Origin of the sequence: Streptomyces gottesmaniae, from assembly GCF_031845845.1 — a bacterium.
Lineage (GTDB): Bacteria > Actinomycetota > Actinomycetes > Streptomycetales > Streptomycetaceae > Streptomyces > Streptomyces akebiae.
This window is the reverse complement of sequence record NZ_JAVRFJ010000001.1, coordinates 397,334-410,602: the sequence shown is the minus strand read 5'-3', so window position 1 is coordinate 410,602 and position 13,269 is coordinate 397,334. Positions and strand designations below refer to the sequence as shown.

The following is a 13,269-nucleotide window of genomic DNA, read 5'->3' as shown; positions in this document are numbered from 1 at the left end:
ACACCTTGGCCCTCATTTCCTTCTTCGACTACGGGAGCTCACCGTGCGCGCACGCACCCTGGCCGCCACCGCCGCCGTGGCGGCACTCACCGCAGCCGGCCTGACCCTGCCGCTCGCCGGGAGTGCCGCCGCCGCGTCGACTGCGCGGTTCGACTTCAACGGCGACGGCTATGTCGACATCGCGGTCGGCATGCCCGACGCCACCGTGGACGGCAAGGCGAAGGCCGGCTACGTCAGCGTGATCTACGGCGGCTCGGAGAGCCCGTATCAGTCCACCGGCGTCATCAGCCAGGCAGAGGCCGGCATACCCGGGACACCCGAGGCGGGCGACCGCTTCGGCTCCGCCGTGGCGCCTGTCGACGTCAACGGCGACGGCACCTTCGAGCTCGTCGTCGGCGCGAGCGGCGAGTCGCTCACCTCCGACCAGTTCAAGGACGAGGGCACCATCACCGTCCTGGACGACTCGGAGTGGAACATCAAGGGCACCACCGTGGTCCGGGGAACGTCCGAGTACAGCAGCATCGGTCACACCATCGCCACGGGTGACTACGACGGCGACGGCGACACCGACCTCGCGTACGGCGAGAACGGCGAGGAGCACGGCGCGCTCCGGTTCCGCCCGGGCCCGCTCACCGCCGACCCGGTGACCCCCACCACTGTGCGCAGGTACAGCATGGGCGGCATCACCCGCGACCTGGCCACCGGCGACTTCGACGGCGACGGCCGGGACGATCTCGCCACCACCTGGAAGGGCCTGGAGGACTCCGGCACCTTCATCACGCGCTGGGACGACCAGGCCACGCCCGCCCAGTGGTGGGCCGACGCCGACCGCGGCAGCGCTCTCGCCGCCGCCGACTTCGACCGGGACGGCACCGACGACCTCGCGGTCGGCCTCGTACAGCCCAATCCCGAGTCGGAGACGACGCACTGCGCGGACCGGCTCGGCGGGGCGCTGCTCCTGCTCAAGGGTTCGAAGAGCGCGAACTTCGGCGCCGAGAGCGAGTGCATCACGCAGTCGAACCCGGAGGTCGGCGGTGCCGCCGAGGACGGCGACGACTTCGGCGCCGCGCTGGCAGCCGGCGACCTGAACGGCGACGACCGCCCGGAGTTGGTGGTCGGCGTGCCCGGTGAGGACGTCGGCACCGTGAAGGACGCGGGCGGATACGTCGTCCTGAACGGTACGGAGAACGGCCTCCACGGCGGTCTCGCCCGCAGCCAGAGCACCCCGAACATGCCCGGCGCCGCCGAGGCCGGCGACCGTTTCGGCGCCCAGGTGGCCGTCGGTGACTACAACCGCGACGGCCTGTGGGACACGGCGGTGAGCGCACCCGGGGAGAACGCCGGTGAACCCAGGTCGGGTGGCGTCTGGTTCGTGCCGACCAGCGCCGAGGAGACGTACCCGATGGGTAAGTCACTGACCCCGTTCGGCTTCGCACTGCCCCACGGGGCCATCAAGTACGGCGAAGTCCTGGGCCACTAGGGGGTGTTTCGAAAGTCGTGTCGGGTGCTGTGCGGGACTTTCGAAACACCCCTAGAGCACCGAGCGCGATGTGGTCCCTGACCGAAGGCGCACAGGGACCACACGGCCGGCGGGCCTGCCTCGTGGTCGCACCGGCGGAGTAGGGCGCTCGCCGGCTGCCGCGCGGCGGTGGATAGCGTGTCGGCATGGCGATGACGGGGAAGCGGCGGGTCCTGTACCGGCAGGGCAGCGGATTCTGGCGGATGACGACGAAGTGGGTTCTGGTCTTCGGGGCCCTGTACCTGCTGGACGGCGGGCTGCTCCGGTCGTGGGGCGACGCTCTGGTCTGGCCGTTGATCGGGATCCTGCTGTGGGTGCCGTTCGGGGTCGGTGTCGTCTGGTACCCCAAGAAGGACCAGCGCGTCGAGCTGACGGCGCGTGAACTGCGGGTGCGGCGCAAGCGACTGCCGATGGAGAAGGTGAACCTGCTGCACGTGGCGCGGCTGTGGCTGGAGGGGCTCTCGACCGCGGACGACCAGCCGGTGCTGGAATGGACACGGTTCGAGCGGGTGGTGTGGGTGCCGCTGCGGGACGGCCGGGCGTTCGGCGTGGAGTTCCGCGACCCGGCCGCCTTCGCCACAGTCTTCGGCGCCTTCGCGGTCGAGGCGTGCGGCGGACCCGACATCGTCCGCGCGAGGGCCGCGAGGGAGACCTACCCGGACCCGCGCCCGATACGGCCCCGCCCCGCCGACGACACGGGCTCCTGGCCGGACCTCCTGGACATCTTCAACTGACAGCCCGAGGCCGGGGCCCACGTCGCTCGCACGCTGAGCCGCTGCGCTGCCGGGGACGTCCGGCGCGCCGCCCCCAGGACACTCGACCATTCGGACGCTCACACTGGCGAACTCGTTTTGCCGGATCGGCAACAACAGTGGCCGGTCCGGGAGGCGGTGGGCAACGGTGGTCCCATGACCGACAACACCGCAGGAGGAGCATCCGTGTCCGAGTCCGAGTTCCGTTCGCCTGGGGGCGGCTACACCGGCGATCCGGCGGTGCGTGCGGAGTGGGACAGCCGGTACGCCGAGCGGCAGCAGCTCTGGAGCGGCCGCCCCAACGGTGCACTCGTGGCCGAGACCGCCTCGCTCACCCCCGGACGCGTCCTCGACGTCGGCTGCGGCGAGGGCGCGGACGCCCTCTGGCTCGCACGCCGCGGCTGGGACGTCACCGCGCTCGAAGTCTCGGGCGTGGCACTGCGACGCGCGGCCGGACACGCGCGCGACGCCGGCCTCACCGTCAACTGGGTACACGCCGAACTCACGCGGGCAGCGCTCCCGTCCGCCTCCTTCGATCTGGTCTCCGCGCAGTACCCAGCCCTGCTGCGCACACCCGACGCCGCAGCCGAACAAGCCCTGCTCGCCGCCGTCGCGCCAGGCGGTGTGCTGCTGCTCGTCCACCACGCCGGTATGCAGACCCAGCAGACGCACGAGAGCGGCTTCGACCCGGCCGACTACGTCTGGCCCTCGATGGTCACCGAACTCCTGGACGACGACTGGGTGGTGGAGGTCGACGAACAACGGCCCCGCCTGGCACCCGACGGCGGAGCGGGCGCGCACCACACCGACGACCTCGTGCTACGCGTACGCCGACTGCGCTGACCACTTCCGTCACCGCGCTCGCGGTGACCCGGAGGTGAGATTGAAGGGCTGCTGCGGAGCCGCTGCAGGCATGCTGAAGGGCCGCACCGGAGGCTGCGGGCATGACCACAACAACGGGCCTGAAGCCCGCCTCCGCAGCCGTACTCACCACCGCACCCTCACCCTCCCCCACGCACGCCGCCCTCATCGCCCGTACAGCCCGGCTGGTCGTCAACCTGGCCGTCGCACTCGCCGTGATGACCGCGGCCCTCGTCATGGGGGCGGGCACCAGCCACGCCGCCACCCGGGCCCAGATCGCCGCCATTGCCGAGGCGGAGGTCGGCCATGCGGAGAGCAACGGCTCGTGCCTGAAGTACGGGCCCTGCACCACCACACCCTGGTGCGCCTACTTCGCCTCCTGGGTATGGAGAACCGCAGGCGTGTCCCCCGTGCCCGACACGGCCGTGGCCCGTGGGGTCGGGCTCTGGGGCCAGCAGCGCGGTCTCTTCAGCAGCCGGCCCGCGGGCGGGGTCGGCGACCCCGAGCCCGGGGACATCGCCGTCTACGGAACCCCCGCCAACTCCAGCGGGTCACGTCTCCCTCGTCACGGCCGTCCACGGCGACGGCACCATCACCACCGTCGACGGCAACTACGGCGACAAGGTCGCGCGCCGTGTCATCGACCCCCGCACCGCACGTTCGGGCGCCGACAGCCTGTTGATCTCCGGTTACGTGAAGCCCAACGGAGTGCAGGCGGCCAACGGCGACCTGCACGTGACGACGACGGTCGGTGGCCGGGCGTTCCACAACCTGCGGTACGCGAACGGCTCCTGGAGCGGGGCGAACGTCTCGGACCCCGGCGGCACCATCACCGACACGGCGGAGGCCGGTGCGTCCAACGGTGACATGCATGTGCTGACGGTGGCCGGCGGACAGATGTCGCACAACCTCCGGTACGCCAACGGTTCGTGGAGCGGCGCCCAACTCGCCGACGGCACCGGCGCCATCAGCAAGGTCGCCGCGGCCACCACCCCCAACGGCGACCTCCACGTACTCACACTCGTCCAGGGCAAGGTGTTCCACAACATCCGCTACGCCAACGGCTCCTGGAACGGCGCCCAACTCGCCGACGGCAACGGCGCCATCAGCAAGGTCGCCGCGGCCACCACCCCCAACGGCGACCTCCACGTACTCACACTCGTCCAGGGCAAGGTCTTCCACAACATCCGCTACGCCAACGGCTCCTGGAACGGCGCCCAACTCGCCGACGGCAACGGCGCCGTCACCGACCTCGCCGCAGCCGGGGTGTTCAACGGTGACGTGCATGTGCTGACGGTGGTCGCCGGGTGTTCCACAACGCGCGGTACGCGAACGGTTCGTGGACCGGGGCGCAGGTGGCCGACGGCACGGTCTGATCAGCAGGGTCGCGGCCGCCACCGCCCCGAACGGTGACCTGCACGTGCTGACGCTGGTCGGGGGCCAGGTGTTCCACAACGTCCGGTGGGTGGACGGCTCGTGGAACGGGGCGCAGCTGGCCGACGGCAGCGGCGCCATCGACACGATCGCGGCGGCCGTCACCCCACAGCGGTGACCTCCGCCGGGCCGTTTCAGCCCGCTGATCACTGATGCCCGGTGGCGGGCCGGACCGGGACCGGCCCGCCACCGGGCATCCGGCCTACTCGTCGAGGTACCGGTGTCTGATGTCGGCCGGCGCGGTGAAGAGTCGGCCGTCGCGGACCTGCCATTCGGTCGCCCCCTCGACTTCATGGCCGACCAGGAACAGACCTTGGACGAGGTCTCCGTCCGCGTCGGACGCGGGAAGCCGAGCCATCGCTCTGACCTGGTCGGCGAACCAGTCCAGGGCCGACTCACGGATGTCGGCGCCGTAGAAGACGTAGTGGGTCCAGTTCACGTGCTGCCGCGGTGTTCCCCATCCATGGGTGTAGTGGTTGTCGTCATGCCTGGCGATGATCTGCTGGACGGCGGCGAGTTGTGTCTCGTCACACTCCAGCCACCCTCTGACCGACACGTAGCTGCCCATGGGCCCCGCCCCTCCCTCGTCCTCGGTTCCGACGTGACAGCCATCGGCTGACAGCGGCTCCGTCGGTCCCCAGTCTCCGACAGCCGGCCGGCCCGACGGGAAGGAAACCCACGCCGACGCACGGGAGGGGCTTGCGCGGTCACAAGGACCGCGCAAGCCCGTCACCTGCCCCGCGCGAAGCCGTGTGTCCGTCGAACCGACTGACGGTCAGGACGACTGCGCGGTCTGGTAGAGGTTCTGAGCGTCGGTGCCGAAGTACGGCCCGTACATCCGGTTGGGCAGGAAGTTGTACTTGAAGCTGTTCACCGACGACAGCAGTCCTGTGCCCGTGGACTCGTTGAACTGGGTGAACCAGGGGCCTCCGCTGGATCCGCCGGTCATGTTGCAGTTCATGCCGTGGTCGTTGGAGAGCAGGAAGTCACGGTTGGTGGTTCCGCTGCAGTAGATGAACTTCTCCCCGTCGTACGGAGCGGCGGCGGGGAAGCCGAAGGCGTACATCGCCTGGTTGTAGCCGGTGTTGAAGGCCAGCCCCTGCCCGCCGACGACGTCCGTGAGCAGCTTGCCGTCCAGCGGGGCGACGACGGCCGCGCCGACGTCGTAGTTGATGTCCTCGCTCGCGGTCCACTGCGGGGTGGCCAGTGTCTTCGTGGCACTCCACCTGCCGTACGGGGCCTGTCCGTCGTGGTAGCCGGGCACGAAGACCCAGTTGGTGTGCCAGGAGCCCTCCAGCTTCACGCAGTGCCCGGCGGTGATGACGGTGCTCTTGTTGGAGCTGGTGACGGCGTTGCCGGAACACGAGGCCGTCCGGCCCTGGTAGGTGAAGAACACCCGTCCGGCCGTGGACACCACGGCTCCACCGCCGGTCCAGGGCCCACCGCTGTGGGGGAAGGCCAGCACTCCGGCCTCGTTCAGGACGCCCGGGAGGGTCGGGGCGACGGTCTTCTCCTGGCCCTTGGCGAGGGACGGGGATGTCACCTGGGTTCGGTCCACGGTCGGTAGATCCAGCGGGGTGGCCTGGCGCATCCGTTCGGCGGTCCAGAACGAGGCGGGGTCGGCGGTGGCCGTGGCCGCGCCGGCGGGTGAGGCGAACACGCCGGTGGCGAGCAACGCGGCGGCGCCGAGCAGGGCGGCGAAGACGGGGCGGGACTTGCGCGGGGAGCGGGACGAGCGGCGTATGTCTCTCACGCGTACTCCTTGTGCGGTGGGGGACGAGGACGAACTCGCGCAACGCAGAGTGCCACCCCGCCCGCGACTTGGACAGGTACACGTCACAATGGGCGCGAAATCAACCCCTGAACCGATTCGGGCACGCATATGTGCGGTTCTTCGAGGGGTCCGGTGAGTTGCGCGGTCGGCGGGGTGGCTGCGAAGTCCAACCCTCACCGACCGCCTGGTGACCGCCCCTTGAACATCTCGGCGTCCTCACGCGTACCTCTCACTGCGTGCCGTGCCAGCCGCAACAGGTGTCCGCTCCTACCGACCTGGAGGAACCACTCTCTACCCGACCGGGAGAACACATGCATGCGAACCGACACGCGGTACCCACGCGGACGTCGAGGCGGACCGTCACGATCATCGCGGCCGTGTGCGCCGTGATAGCCGCGGCCGTCATCGCGATCAGGGCGGGCAGTGAGGAAGCCTCGGCCAGCCCGACCGTCGCGGGCCAGGCCCAGCACACCGGCGGCCATGTCGCCGGTGGCGGCGCCGGACAGGCGGCGACGGGCCGGAACGGCGCCGACCTGACCGTGACCGACGTGGACCGCGAGTTCCTCGCGAAGGTACGTCAGGCCGGACTCTGGGAGATCCCCGCCGGCCGGCTCGCCCAGACCCACGCGTCCAGCGAGGCCGTCAAGCGGGCCGGGGACCATCTGATCGACGGGCACAGCAAACTCGACCAGCTCGTGCGCGAGGACGCCGAGATCCTCGGTGTGGAGATCCCCGACGAGGCCACCGAGGAACAGCAGCAGTGGGTCCGGAATCTGGAGAACGCGCAGGGCGAGGAGTTCGACAAGCTCTTCGCCAATGTCCTTCGCGCCTCGCACGGCAAGATCTTCGCCACGATCGGTGAGGTCCGGGCAGCGACCCAGAACGACCTCATCCGCCGCCACGCCCGTCAGGCCAACCAGACCGTCCTGGACCACATGGAGGTCCTGGAGGACACGGGGCTCGTCGATGCCTCCACCTTCCAGGAGGTCGAGGAGGACGTGGCCCCCAAGTAGGGGACACGTCGGCCGACCGTGCCGACGTCGGAGCGGCAGCCGTTCACCGGCTGATGAGCGTGGGTCGACCGCTCGCCCCTTCGCCTGAGCCGACCCACCGCGGCTCACCGCGGCTCATGGCGGTTCACGGGGGCTCACGGCGCTCCACCGCACAGTCTCCTCGCAACCCGTCCCCAAGGGGGCACGTGAAGAGGCTGTGCGAACGGGCTCGGCCCCCTGGCGGCCATCTTTGCACTGTGCAATGATCGAGGTGGGGGAGCTGAGCCGACGGTCGGCCGCTACCTGGCGCCCAGGAGTGACACCGGCACGGTTACGCGGCGGCAGCACGCCGACCGTCGGCAGAGCCCTCCCCCGACGACCTTGCGGACAATCATGCAGGTCGGCGCCCCGGGAGACGCTGCGGGTGACCGTCGTCCACCGGATCGGCGCCGAATCCCCGTGCTTCACGGCCCGTTCCACAGGCGTGAGGGGTGGGGCCCCGGGCCGCCGGGCCCCCACCCCTCGGTCGTCCGCCGTGCCGCTCACTCGTTGTCGGGGAACTCGCCCGCGAACGCACCGGCCATCCGCAGCCAGGGCTCCGCCTCGCCTTGGCGTCCCTGGCGCTGCAGGGTGCGTCCGAGCATCAGATGGGCGTAGTGCTCCACCGGGTCGCGCTCGACGATCACCCTCAACTGGTCCTCTGCGCGCCGCAGTTGCGCGGAGTGGTAGTAGGCGCGGGCCAGCAGCAGCCGGGGGCCGGTCTGCTCCGGGACCTCCTCGACCACGTCGACGAGCAGCTTCGCGGCACCGATGTAGTCCCGCGCGCCGAACAGCAGCTGGGCTCGCTCCCAACGCTCGGCGGTGGTCTCCTCGTGCGGCACTCCGACGCCGTTGTCGAACAGGTGCAGCGCGCTGGCCCACCGGTCGGGCGCCACCCCACCGGTGGCCGGGTACGTCTGGAAGTCGTCGGTCATGGTCCCTTCCTCCCTTTCCCGGACGCGTCTTCACACGGTCCGGAGTGCGGCGTACCGCTGTCGAACGGCACGACGGACGCCACGTGCACACCGGCCAAGTGCCGGGAGCCCTTGTGCAGCACGTTCCCGCGTCCGGTTATTCCGCCCGCTCAGATCGCCCACCCACCCACCCGCTCGCCCGCCGACCGCGAGGTCACTTCTCCAGTTGCTCGATCACGCGGTGGGACACGCGGGCGAGCGTCCGGAGTTCGTCCGGGGTGAGGAGATCGACGAAGAGCCGGCGGACCGTCTCCACATGGCGGGGCGCCGCCTCCGCGATCGCCGTGCGCCCCTCGGGGGTGATGACCACGAACGCGGCGCGGCCGCCCCTGAGGCACCCCTCCCGGCCGACCAGACCACGCTTCACCATGCGGGCGACCTGGTGCGACATCCGGCTCCGTTCCCACTCCACACTCCTGGCCAGGTCCGAGGGGCGCAGACGGCCACCGGGCGCGTCCACGAGATGGACGAGCACCCGGTAGTCGGCGGCGGACAAGCAGAACTCCGCCTGCAGGGCGCGGGAGAGCCGCTCGCCGAGCTTCTCCCGCATCCGGACGAAGCGACGCCAGCCGTGCTGCTCGGCCGGGCTGAGCCAGGGTGGCGTGTCGGTCACTCGGGACTCCCTCGTCAGCGCAGTTCCCCCTCCAGCCAGGTCAGGACGTCCGGCGTCACCGGGTCGGCGATGTCGGCGAACTCGTCGTGCCGCTTGAGGTACGCGGCCACGTACGGGCAGACCGGCACGATCCGCTGTCCGGACTCGCGCACGTCGAGGAGCGCCCACCGGACCAGCTCGGCGCCCAGGCCCTGGCCGGTGAACGCCTCGTCGACCTCGGTGTGGAAGAAGACGCGTTGTGTGCCGCGGTTCCGGTAGGCCGTCAGCCCGACGCGTCGGCCGTCGACACGTATCTCGTACAGCCGTTCGGCGTCCGCCCGCTGGACGATCCGGTCGGCCGAGGACTCACTCATGCAATGCCTTTCGTACGAAGGTCAGCGGCGCGGGGGGTTGCTACGCGGCGCGATGACGGCGTTCGGCAGGGCGGGGGCCGGAAGACGGGGTCCGGGATGGCCCTCGACCTCGCCGAAACGGTCGGAGCCCGCCTGCCACTCCTCCCGGGCCCGGACGATGTCCTCGTGGCTGCGGCCTATGAAGTTCCACCACATGACGATCTCCTCCTCGAAAGGAGGGCCGCCGAGCAGGATCGTGCGCGCCGGGGCGTCCGACTCGTTCACCACGGCCAGGGTGTGCGCGCCACAGGGGACGTATCCGAGTTCCGCGGGTCGCAGCACGGTGTCGGCCAGGCGGACGTCCCCACTGTCCACGAGGAGCCCGTGCTCGAAGGCGGGGTCCACCGCGAGAGTGACGGTCGCGTGCGGTTCGAGGACGATCTCGGCGCCGAGCAGCGGCGTGAAGGTCCGCACCGGCGACGTGCTGCCGGCCAGCGACCCGAGGAAGACCTTGAGCTCGGCCCCGTCGACCCGCTCGAGGGTGGGCACGTGGTGCTGGAAGTCGCGGGCGGCGTTCCGGTGCTCCTCGGGCAACGCCACCCACAGCTGGACGCCGTGGAGGACGGAGGTGTCCGGGGTGGAGACCTCCGAGTGGGCGATGCCGTGTCCGCCGGTCATGAGGTTCAACTCACCGGGCCGGACGAGGGCGTGCGTACCGAGGGTGTCGCGGTGTTCGATCTCGCCGCTGAACAGCCAGCTCACCGTCTGCAGACCGGTGTGCGGATGCGGGGGCACGTCCATGCCCGTCACACCGGCGTCGACAGGGCCGTAGTGATCGGCGAAGCACCAGGCCCCGATCAGCGTGCGGGCGCGCTGCGGCAGCGTCCGGCGTACGCGCAGGGCGCGGGGCCCGCCCAGGGGCACGTCACGCGCCGACAGCACCTCGACCCGTGGCCCATGGGCCGAGCGGTCGCCCTCGACGGTCGATCCGCACGCCAGTGCCGCGGGTTCCACTTCCACGTTGCTCACCGGGGATCCCTCTCCAACCTTCTAGTTGTCACATCAACTATGATGCCACGAGAGCGGTCCGGTGGCTACAGCACGCAGAGGGCGTGCGACGCCGGCCCACCCGGGAGACGTGAAGTGAGCGAGCACATCGACGGATCCGCACCGCGCAGGATCTTCGTCGACAAGCAGAGTCCCGAGGCCTTCCGGGCCATGGTGAGGGCCTCGGAGGCGGTGGGTGCGACGGCCGCGGAGGCGGGCCTCGACCGTACGACCGTGGAGCTGATCAACCTCCGCGTGTCCCAGCTGAACGGCTGCGCCTACTGCCTCGACCTGCACACCCGAAGGGCGCTGCGCGCGGGCGAGTCGGCGCGGAGACTGGGGGTTCTGACGGCATGGCGGGACACCGGCCTGTTCACCCCCGTGGAGCGCGCGGCGCTGGCGCTGGCGGAGGCGACGACCGATCCGACCGACTCCGCCGCGCACGAGGCCGCGTACGAAGGCGCCCGCCGGGTCCTCACCGAGGACCAGATCTCGGCGGTGATCTGGGTGGCGATCACCATCGGCGCGTTCAATCGCGTCTCCATCATGAGCGGGCATCCCATAGAGGCACCCCGTTCGGACTCCGCAGAGTTTTGATTGACGAGTCATCCACTGCTCTCTAAGCTGCGGCGTTGATGCATCAACCATCACGTGTGGCCTGCCACTCCGGCATGGCCCCCTCGGAAGGACTCGACCCATGTACATCGCCGCCGCCGTTCTCAGCGTGCTTCTCGCCCTCGGTTCGCTCGCCGCGGGTGCGCCCAAGGCTCTGCTGAAGGGCGACGTACCCGCGGCGCTCCAGTCCCACATGGGCCTGAGCGCGGGCCTCGTCCGCTTCATAGGCGTGGCCGAGGTGGCCGCAGCCGTCGGCTTGGTCATCGGGCTCTCCTGGCAGCCGTTGGGCATCGCGGCGGCCCTGGGCATGGTCGTCACCATGATCGGAGCGGTGGGCTTCCACACCAAGGCCGGCGACTACGCCGACCCGAGCACCCGCAACAACGCCCTGAGCCCTGTCGCCTTCCTGCTCCTCGCCGCGGCCACCGCGGTGACGCTGGGACTGGCCATGTGAGCGCGGCGCGGGCCAGCGGGCGGCCGGTCCACCGAACCGGTGGTCACCGCTCCCCCGTCAGGTCGGCCGGATCCTCCAGCCGGGGGGCCACCTCCGGTCGGGGAGATTCACCCAGACCAGGCCCGGTCAGGCCTGGTCTTCGTCCAGCTTGCCGATGACGCGTTCGGAGATCTCGGCCAGGACCCGCAGCTCGGCCGGCGTGACATGGTCCATGAACAGCTCACGCACCGCCTCGACATGACGCGGGGCGGCTGCTTCGATGGCCGCCCGACCGACGTCCGTGATCACCACGTAGGCCCCGCGCCCGTCCTCGGCGCACTCCTCCCGCACCACCATGCCCCGACCGGCCATCCGGGCGATGTGGTGGGACATCCGGCTCTTCTCCCACTCCAGCGCACGCGCCAGGTCCTGGTACCGCTGCCGTCCGTCCGGCGAGTCCGTCAAATGGACCAGCACCGCGAAGTCCGCGGCCGACACATTCGACTCCGACTGCAGCAGGCGCCCCAGGCGGCCGCCGAGCCGCTCATGCAACCGCACGAAGCCGCGCCACGCGCGCTGCTCCTCAGGCGTCAGCCATCGCACTGTCTCTCCCATGAAGAGAGTGTAAACGTAGTTGACAGTTCATCGAATGCCTGGACTCCGGTGCGAGCCCGGTGCGCGAAAGCGAAACGCCGTCATCCCGGCAGGCCGGGCGGGCCTGCCGGGATGACGGGTGGAGCGGGTGGGGCGGGTGGGGCGAGCAGGCGGGTGGGACGTCGGGTCAGCCCACCTGGATGCCGGCGGCGTTCTCGGCAAGCCAGTCGTCGAAGCTCTTGAGCGCGGGATGGATCTTCCGGATTCCGTCCAGGTCACGGGCGCCGGTGAACTCCTGGTCGAAGTCGCCGTAGTACTGGAACATGTTGCCGATCTCGTCGCCCGCCGGAACGCCGAGGGAGCGGAAGACGTCGTAGGGCACGGCCTGGAAGCGCACCGGCTCGCCGATGGCGGCCCCGATCTTCTCCGCGTACTGCGCGCCGGTCAGGTGGTCGCCCGCCAGTCCGACGGTGTGCCCGATGAAGCGGTCGCCGTCCTTGAGGATGGCGAGTGTGGTGTGGCCGATGTCGTTCACATCGACGCCGGCCAGCAGCTTGCCGTCCTCGAGGGGCAGGGTCAGCGTCAGCACGCCGTCCTCGCCCCGCTTGGGGCCCATCATCGACTGGAAGCCCTGGAAGAAGAAGGTGGTGTTCAGGAAGGTGGTCGGCACCCCGGCCCGGCGGAACAACTCATTGGCCTCGCCCTTGGCGTCGAAGTGCGGCACGTTGTACTTCTCCTGGAGAACGGGCATCCGCTCGTCCTCCAGCGGCAGCAGCTCGCGGGTGTCCTCCAGCGTCGACCACACCACGTGCCGCAGCCCCGCGGCCTCGGCCGCCCGGACCAGGACCTCGACCTCCTCGATCTCCTTGGCGGCCGAGCCGTGCGCCCAGAAGTTGGTGACCAGGAAGGCGCCGTACGCCCCCTCGAACGCCTTGTGCACGGACGGCTCGTCGTAGAAGTCCGCCCGTACGACCTCCGCGCCGAGCTCGGCCAGTTCCTTGGCAGCGGGCGCGTCCGGGTTCCGGGTCAGCGCGCGCACGGTGAAGCCCGAGTCCGCGTCGGCCAGGATCGCCCGCGCGACACCGCCACCCTGTGCGCCCGTGGCTCCGGCGACCGCGATGACCTTCTTGTCACTCATGCCAGCTACCCCTGTCGAGGAGAGAATTGTGTTGACGCATCAACTAAAGCAGGTGTCCGTTGACACGTCAACCGACAATCGCCCTGGCCGCCCCGGGCGCCTCAACGGGTCCGGAAGCAAGGAATAGATGACGTATCATCTTGTTCACCCTT

Annotated in this window: 16 protein-coding genes; 8 read left to right on the top strand and 8 right to left on the bottom strand. The window is 70.3% G+C overall.

Annotation, left to right across the window (positions count from 1 at the left end; all coding sequences use genetic code 11):
• Window positions 1–43: 43 nt before the first annotated feature.
• The 5 genes from RM704_RS01735 to RM704_RS01715 all read left to right on the top strand — a co-directional run bounded on the left by RM704_RS01735 (window position 44) and on the right by RM704_RS01715 (window position 4,684).
• Window positions 44–1,480: an FG-GAP repeat protein gene (locus tag RM704_RS01735; RefSeq protein ID WP_033527697.1), complete on the top strand. Its 1,437-nt coding sequence runs from the start codon at window positions 44–46 to the stop codon at window positions 1,478–1,480.
• A 185-nt stretch (window positions 1,481–1,665) separates the two neighbouring features.
• Complete coding sequence (locus RM704_RS01730) at window positions 1,666–2,253, top strand: hypothetical protein (RefSeq protein ID WP_033527698.1); 588 nt, start codon at window positions 1,666–1,668, stop codon at window positions 2,251–2,253.
• 174 nt (window positions 2,254–2,427) lie between these two features.
• Window positions 2,428–3,114 carry a class I SAM-dependent methyltransferase gene (locus RM704_RS01725; RefSeq protein WP_033527699.1) on the top strand — a complete coding sequence of 229 codons (687 nt, stop codon included), beginning with the start codon at window positions 2,428–2,430 and terminating at the stop codon, window positions 3,112–3,114.
• Window positions 3,115–3,825: 711 nt separating this feature from the next.
• Window positions 3,826–4,545, top strand: coding sequence for a hypothetical protein (locus RM704_RS01720; protein WP_157856706.1), 720 nt, complete (start codon window positions 3,826–3,828; stop codon window positions 4,543–4,545).
• Window positions 4,546–4,552: 7 nt separating this feature from the next.
• A complete protein-coding gene (locus RM704_RS01715) occupies window positions 4,553–4,684 on the top strand; it encodes a hypothetical protein (protein ID WP_311588872.1) in 132 nt (43 codons plus the stop codon).
• Between the two features lie 84 nt (window positions 4,685–4,768).
• On the opposite strand, the gene RM704_RS01710 is transcribed toward RM704_RS01715, so the two are convergent.
• Both RM704_RS01710 and RM704_RS01705 read right to left on the bottom strand, forming a co-directional pair.
• Window positions 4,769–5,134, bottom strand: a complete 366-nt coding sequence (locus RM704_RS01710; protein ID WP_033527701.1) for a hypothetical protein — start codon at window positions 5,132–5,134, stop codon at window positions 4,769–4,771.
• Between the two features lie 207 nt (window positions 5,135–5,341).
• Window positions 5,342–6,319, bottom strand: coding sequence for a trypsin-like serine peptidase (locus RM704_RS01705; protein WP_033527702.1), 978 nt, complete (start codon window positions 6,317–6,319; stop codon window positions 5,342–5,344).
• Between the two features lie 332 nt (window positions 6,320–6,651).
• Between RM704_RS01705 and RM704_RS01700 the strand changes: the two genes are divergently transcribed.
• The gene (locus RM704_RS01700) at window positions 6,652–7,353 is read left to right on the top strand and encodes a DUF4142 domain-containing protein (RefSeq protein WP_107072301.1); all 702 of its coding nucleotides are present in this window, start codon (window positions 6,652–6,654) and stop codon (window positions 7,351–7,353) included.
• Between the two features lie 521 nt (window positions 7,354–7,874).
• Here RM704_RS01700 and RM704_RS01695 read toward each other — a convergent pair.
• The 4 genes from RM704_RS01695 to RM704_RS01680 all read right to left on the bottom strand — a co-directional run bounded on the left by RM704_RS01695 (window position 7,875) and on the right by RM704_RS01680 (window position 10,319).
• The gene (locus tag RM704_RS01695; RefSeq protein WP_033527703.1) at window positions 7,875–8,306 is read right to left on the bottom strand and encodes a tetratricopeptide repeat protein; all 432 of its coding nucleotides are present in this window, start codon (window positions 8,304–8,306) and stop codon (window positions 7,875–7,877) included.
• 193 nt (window positions 8,307–8,499) lie between these two features.
• A complete protein-coding gene (locus RM704_RS01690; protein WP_033527704.1) occupies window positions 8,500–8,958 on the bottom strand; it encodes a MarR family winged helix-turn-helix transcriptional regulator in 459 nt (152 codons plus the stop codon).
• Between the two features lie 14 nt (window positions 8,959–8,972).
• Window positions 8,973–9,311, bottom strand: a complete 339-nt coding sequence (locus tag RM704_RS01685) for a GNAT family N-acetyltransferase (protein WP_033527705.1) — start codon at window positions 9,309–9,311, stop codon at window positions 8,973–8,975.
• Between the two features lie 21 nt (window positions 9,312–9,332).
• Entirely contained in the window at window positions 9,333–10,319 is a 987-nt protein-coding gene (locus tag RM704_RS01680) for a pirin family protein (protein ID WP_033527706.1), read from the bottom strand.
• A gap of 114 nt (window positions 10,320–10,433) precedes the next feature.
• Between RM704_RS01680 and RM704_RS01675 the strand changes: the two genes are divergently transcribed.
• Window positions 10,434–10,934 carry a carboxymuconolactone decarboxylase family protein gene (locus tag RM704_RS01675; RefSeq protein ID WP_438828877.1) on the top strand — a complete coding sequence of 167 codons (501 nt, stop codon included), beginning with the start codon at window positions 10,434–10,436 and terminating at the stop codon, window positions 10,932–10,934.
• Between the two features lie 100 nt (window positions 10,935–11,034).
• Window positions 11,035–11,406 (top strand): DoxX family protein, encoded by a 372-nt coding sequence (locus tag RM704_RS01670; RefSeq protein ID WP_033527707.1) that lies wholly within the window; start codon window positions 11,035–11,037, stop codon window positions 11,404–11,406.
• 126 nt (window positions 11,407–11,532) lie between these two features.
• Here the strand turns inward: RM704_RS01670 and RM704_RS01665 are convergent, their stop codons facing one another.
• Both RM704_RS01665 and RM704_RS01660 read right to left on the bottom strand, forming a co-directional pair.
• A complete protein-coding gene (locus RM704_RS01665) occupies window positions 11,533–12,000 on the bottom strand; it encodes a MarR family winged helix-turn-helix transcriptional regulator (RefSeq protein WP_078937145.1) in 468 nt (155 codons plus the stop codon).
• A gap of 166 nt (window positions 12,001–12,166) precedes the next feature.
• A complete protein-coding gene (locus tag RM704_RS01660; protein WP_033527708.1) occupies window positions 12,167–13,117 on the bottom strand; it encodes an NmrA/HSCARG family protein in 951 nt (316 codons plus the stop codon).
• Window positions 13,118–13,269 lie beyond the last annotated feature (152 nt).

What these genes read in the sequence shown, in the direction of transcription:
- RM704_RS01730 (WP_033527698.1), top strand. Translation starts at nt 1,666, where the DNA reads ATGGCGATGACGGGGAAGCGGCGGGTCCTGTACCGGCAGGGCAGCGGA.
- RM704_RS01725 (WP_033527699.1), top strand. Translation starts at nt 2,428, where the DNA reads ATGACCGACAACACCGCAGGAGGAGCATCCGTGTCCGAGTCCGAGTTC.
- RM704_RS01710 (WP_033527701.1), bottom strand. Translation starts at nt 5,134, where the DNA reads ATGGGCAGCTACGTGTCGGTCAGAGGGTGGCTGGAGTGTGACGAGACA.
- RM704_RS01700 (WP_107072301.1), top strand. Translation starts at nt 6,652, where the DNA reads ATGCATGCGAACCGACACGCGGTACCCACGCGGACGTCGAGGCGGACC.
- RM704_RS01695 (WP_033527703.1), bottom strand. Translation starts at nt 8,306, where the DNA reads ATGACCGACGACTTCCAGACGTACCCGGCCACCGGTGGGGTGGCGCCC.
- RM704_RS01685 (WP_033527705.1), bottom strand. Translation starts at nt 9,311, where the DNA reads ATGAGTGAGTCCTCGGCCGACCGGATCGTCCAGCGGGCGGACGCCGAA.
- RM704_RS01670 (WP_033527707.1), top strand. Translation starts at nt 11,035, where the DNA reads ATGTACATCGCCGCCGCCGTTCTCAGCGTGCTTCTCGCCCTCGGTTCG.
- RM704_RS01665 (WP_078937145.1), bottom strand. Translation starts at nt 12,000, where the DNA reads ATGGGAGAGACAGTGCGATGGCTGACGCCTGAGGAGCAGCGCGCGTGG.
- RM704_RS01660 (WP_033527708.1), bottom strand. Translation starts at nt 13,117, where the DNA reads ATGAGTGACAAGAAGGTCATCGCGGTCGCCGGAGCCACGGGCGCACAG.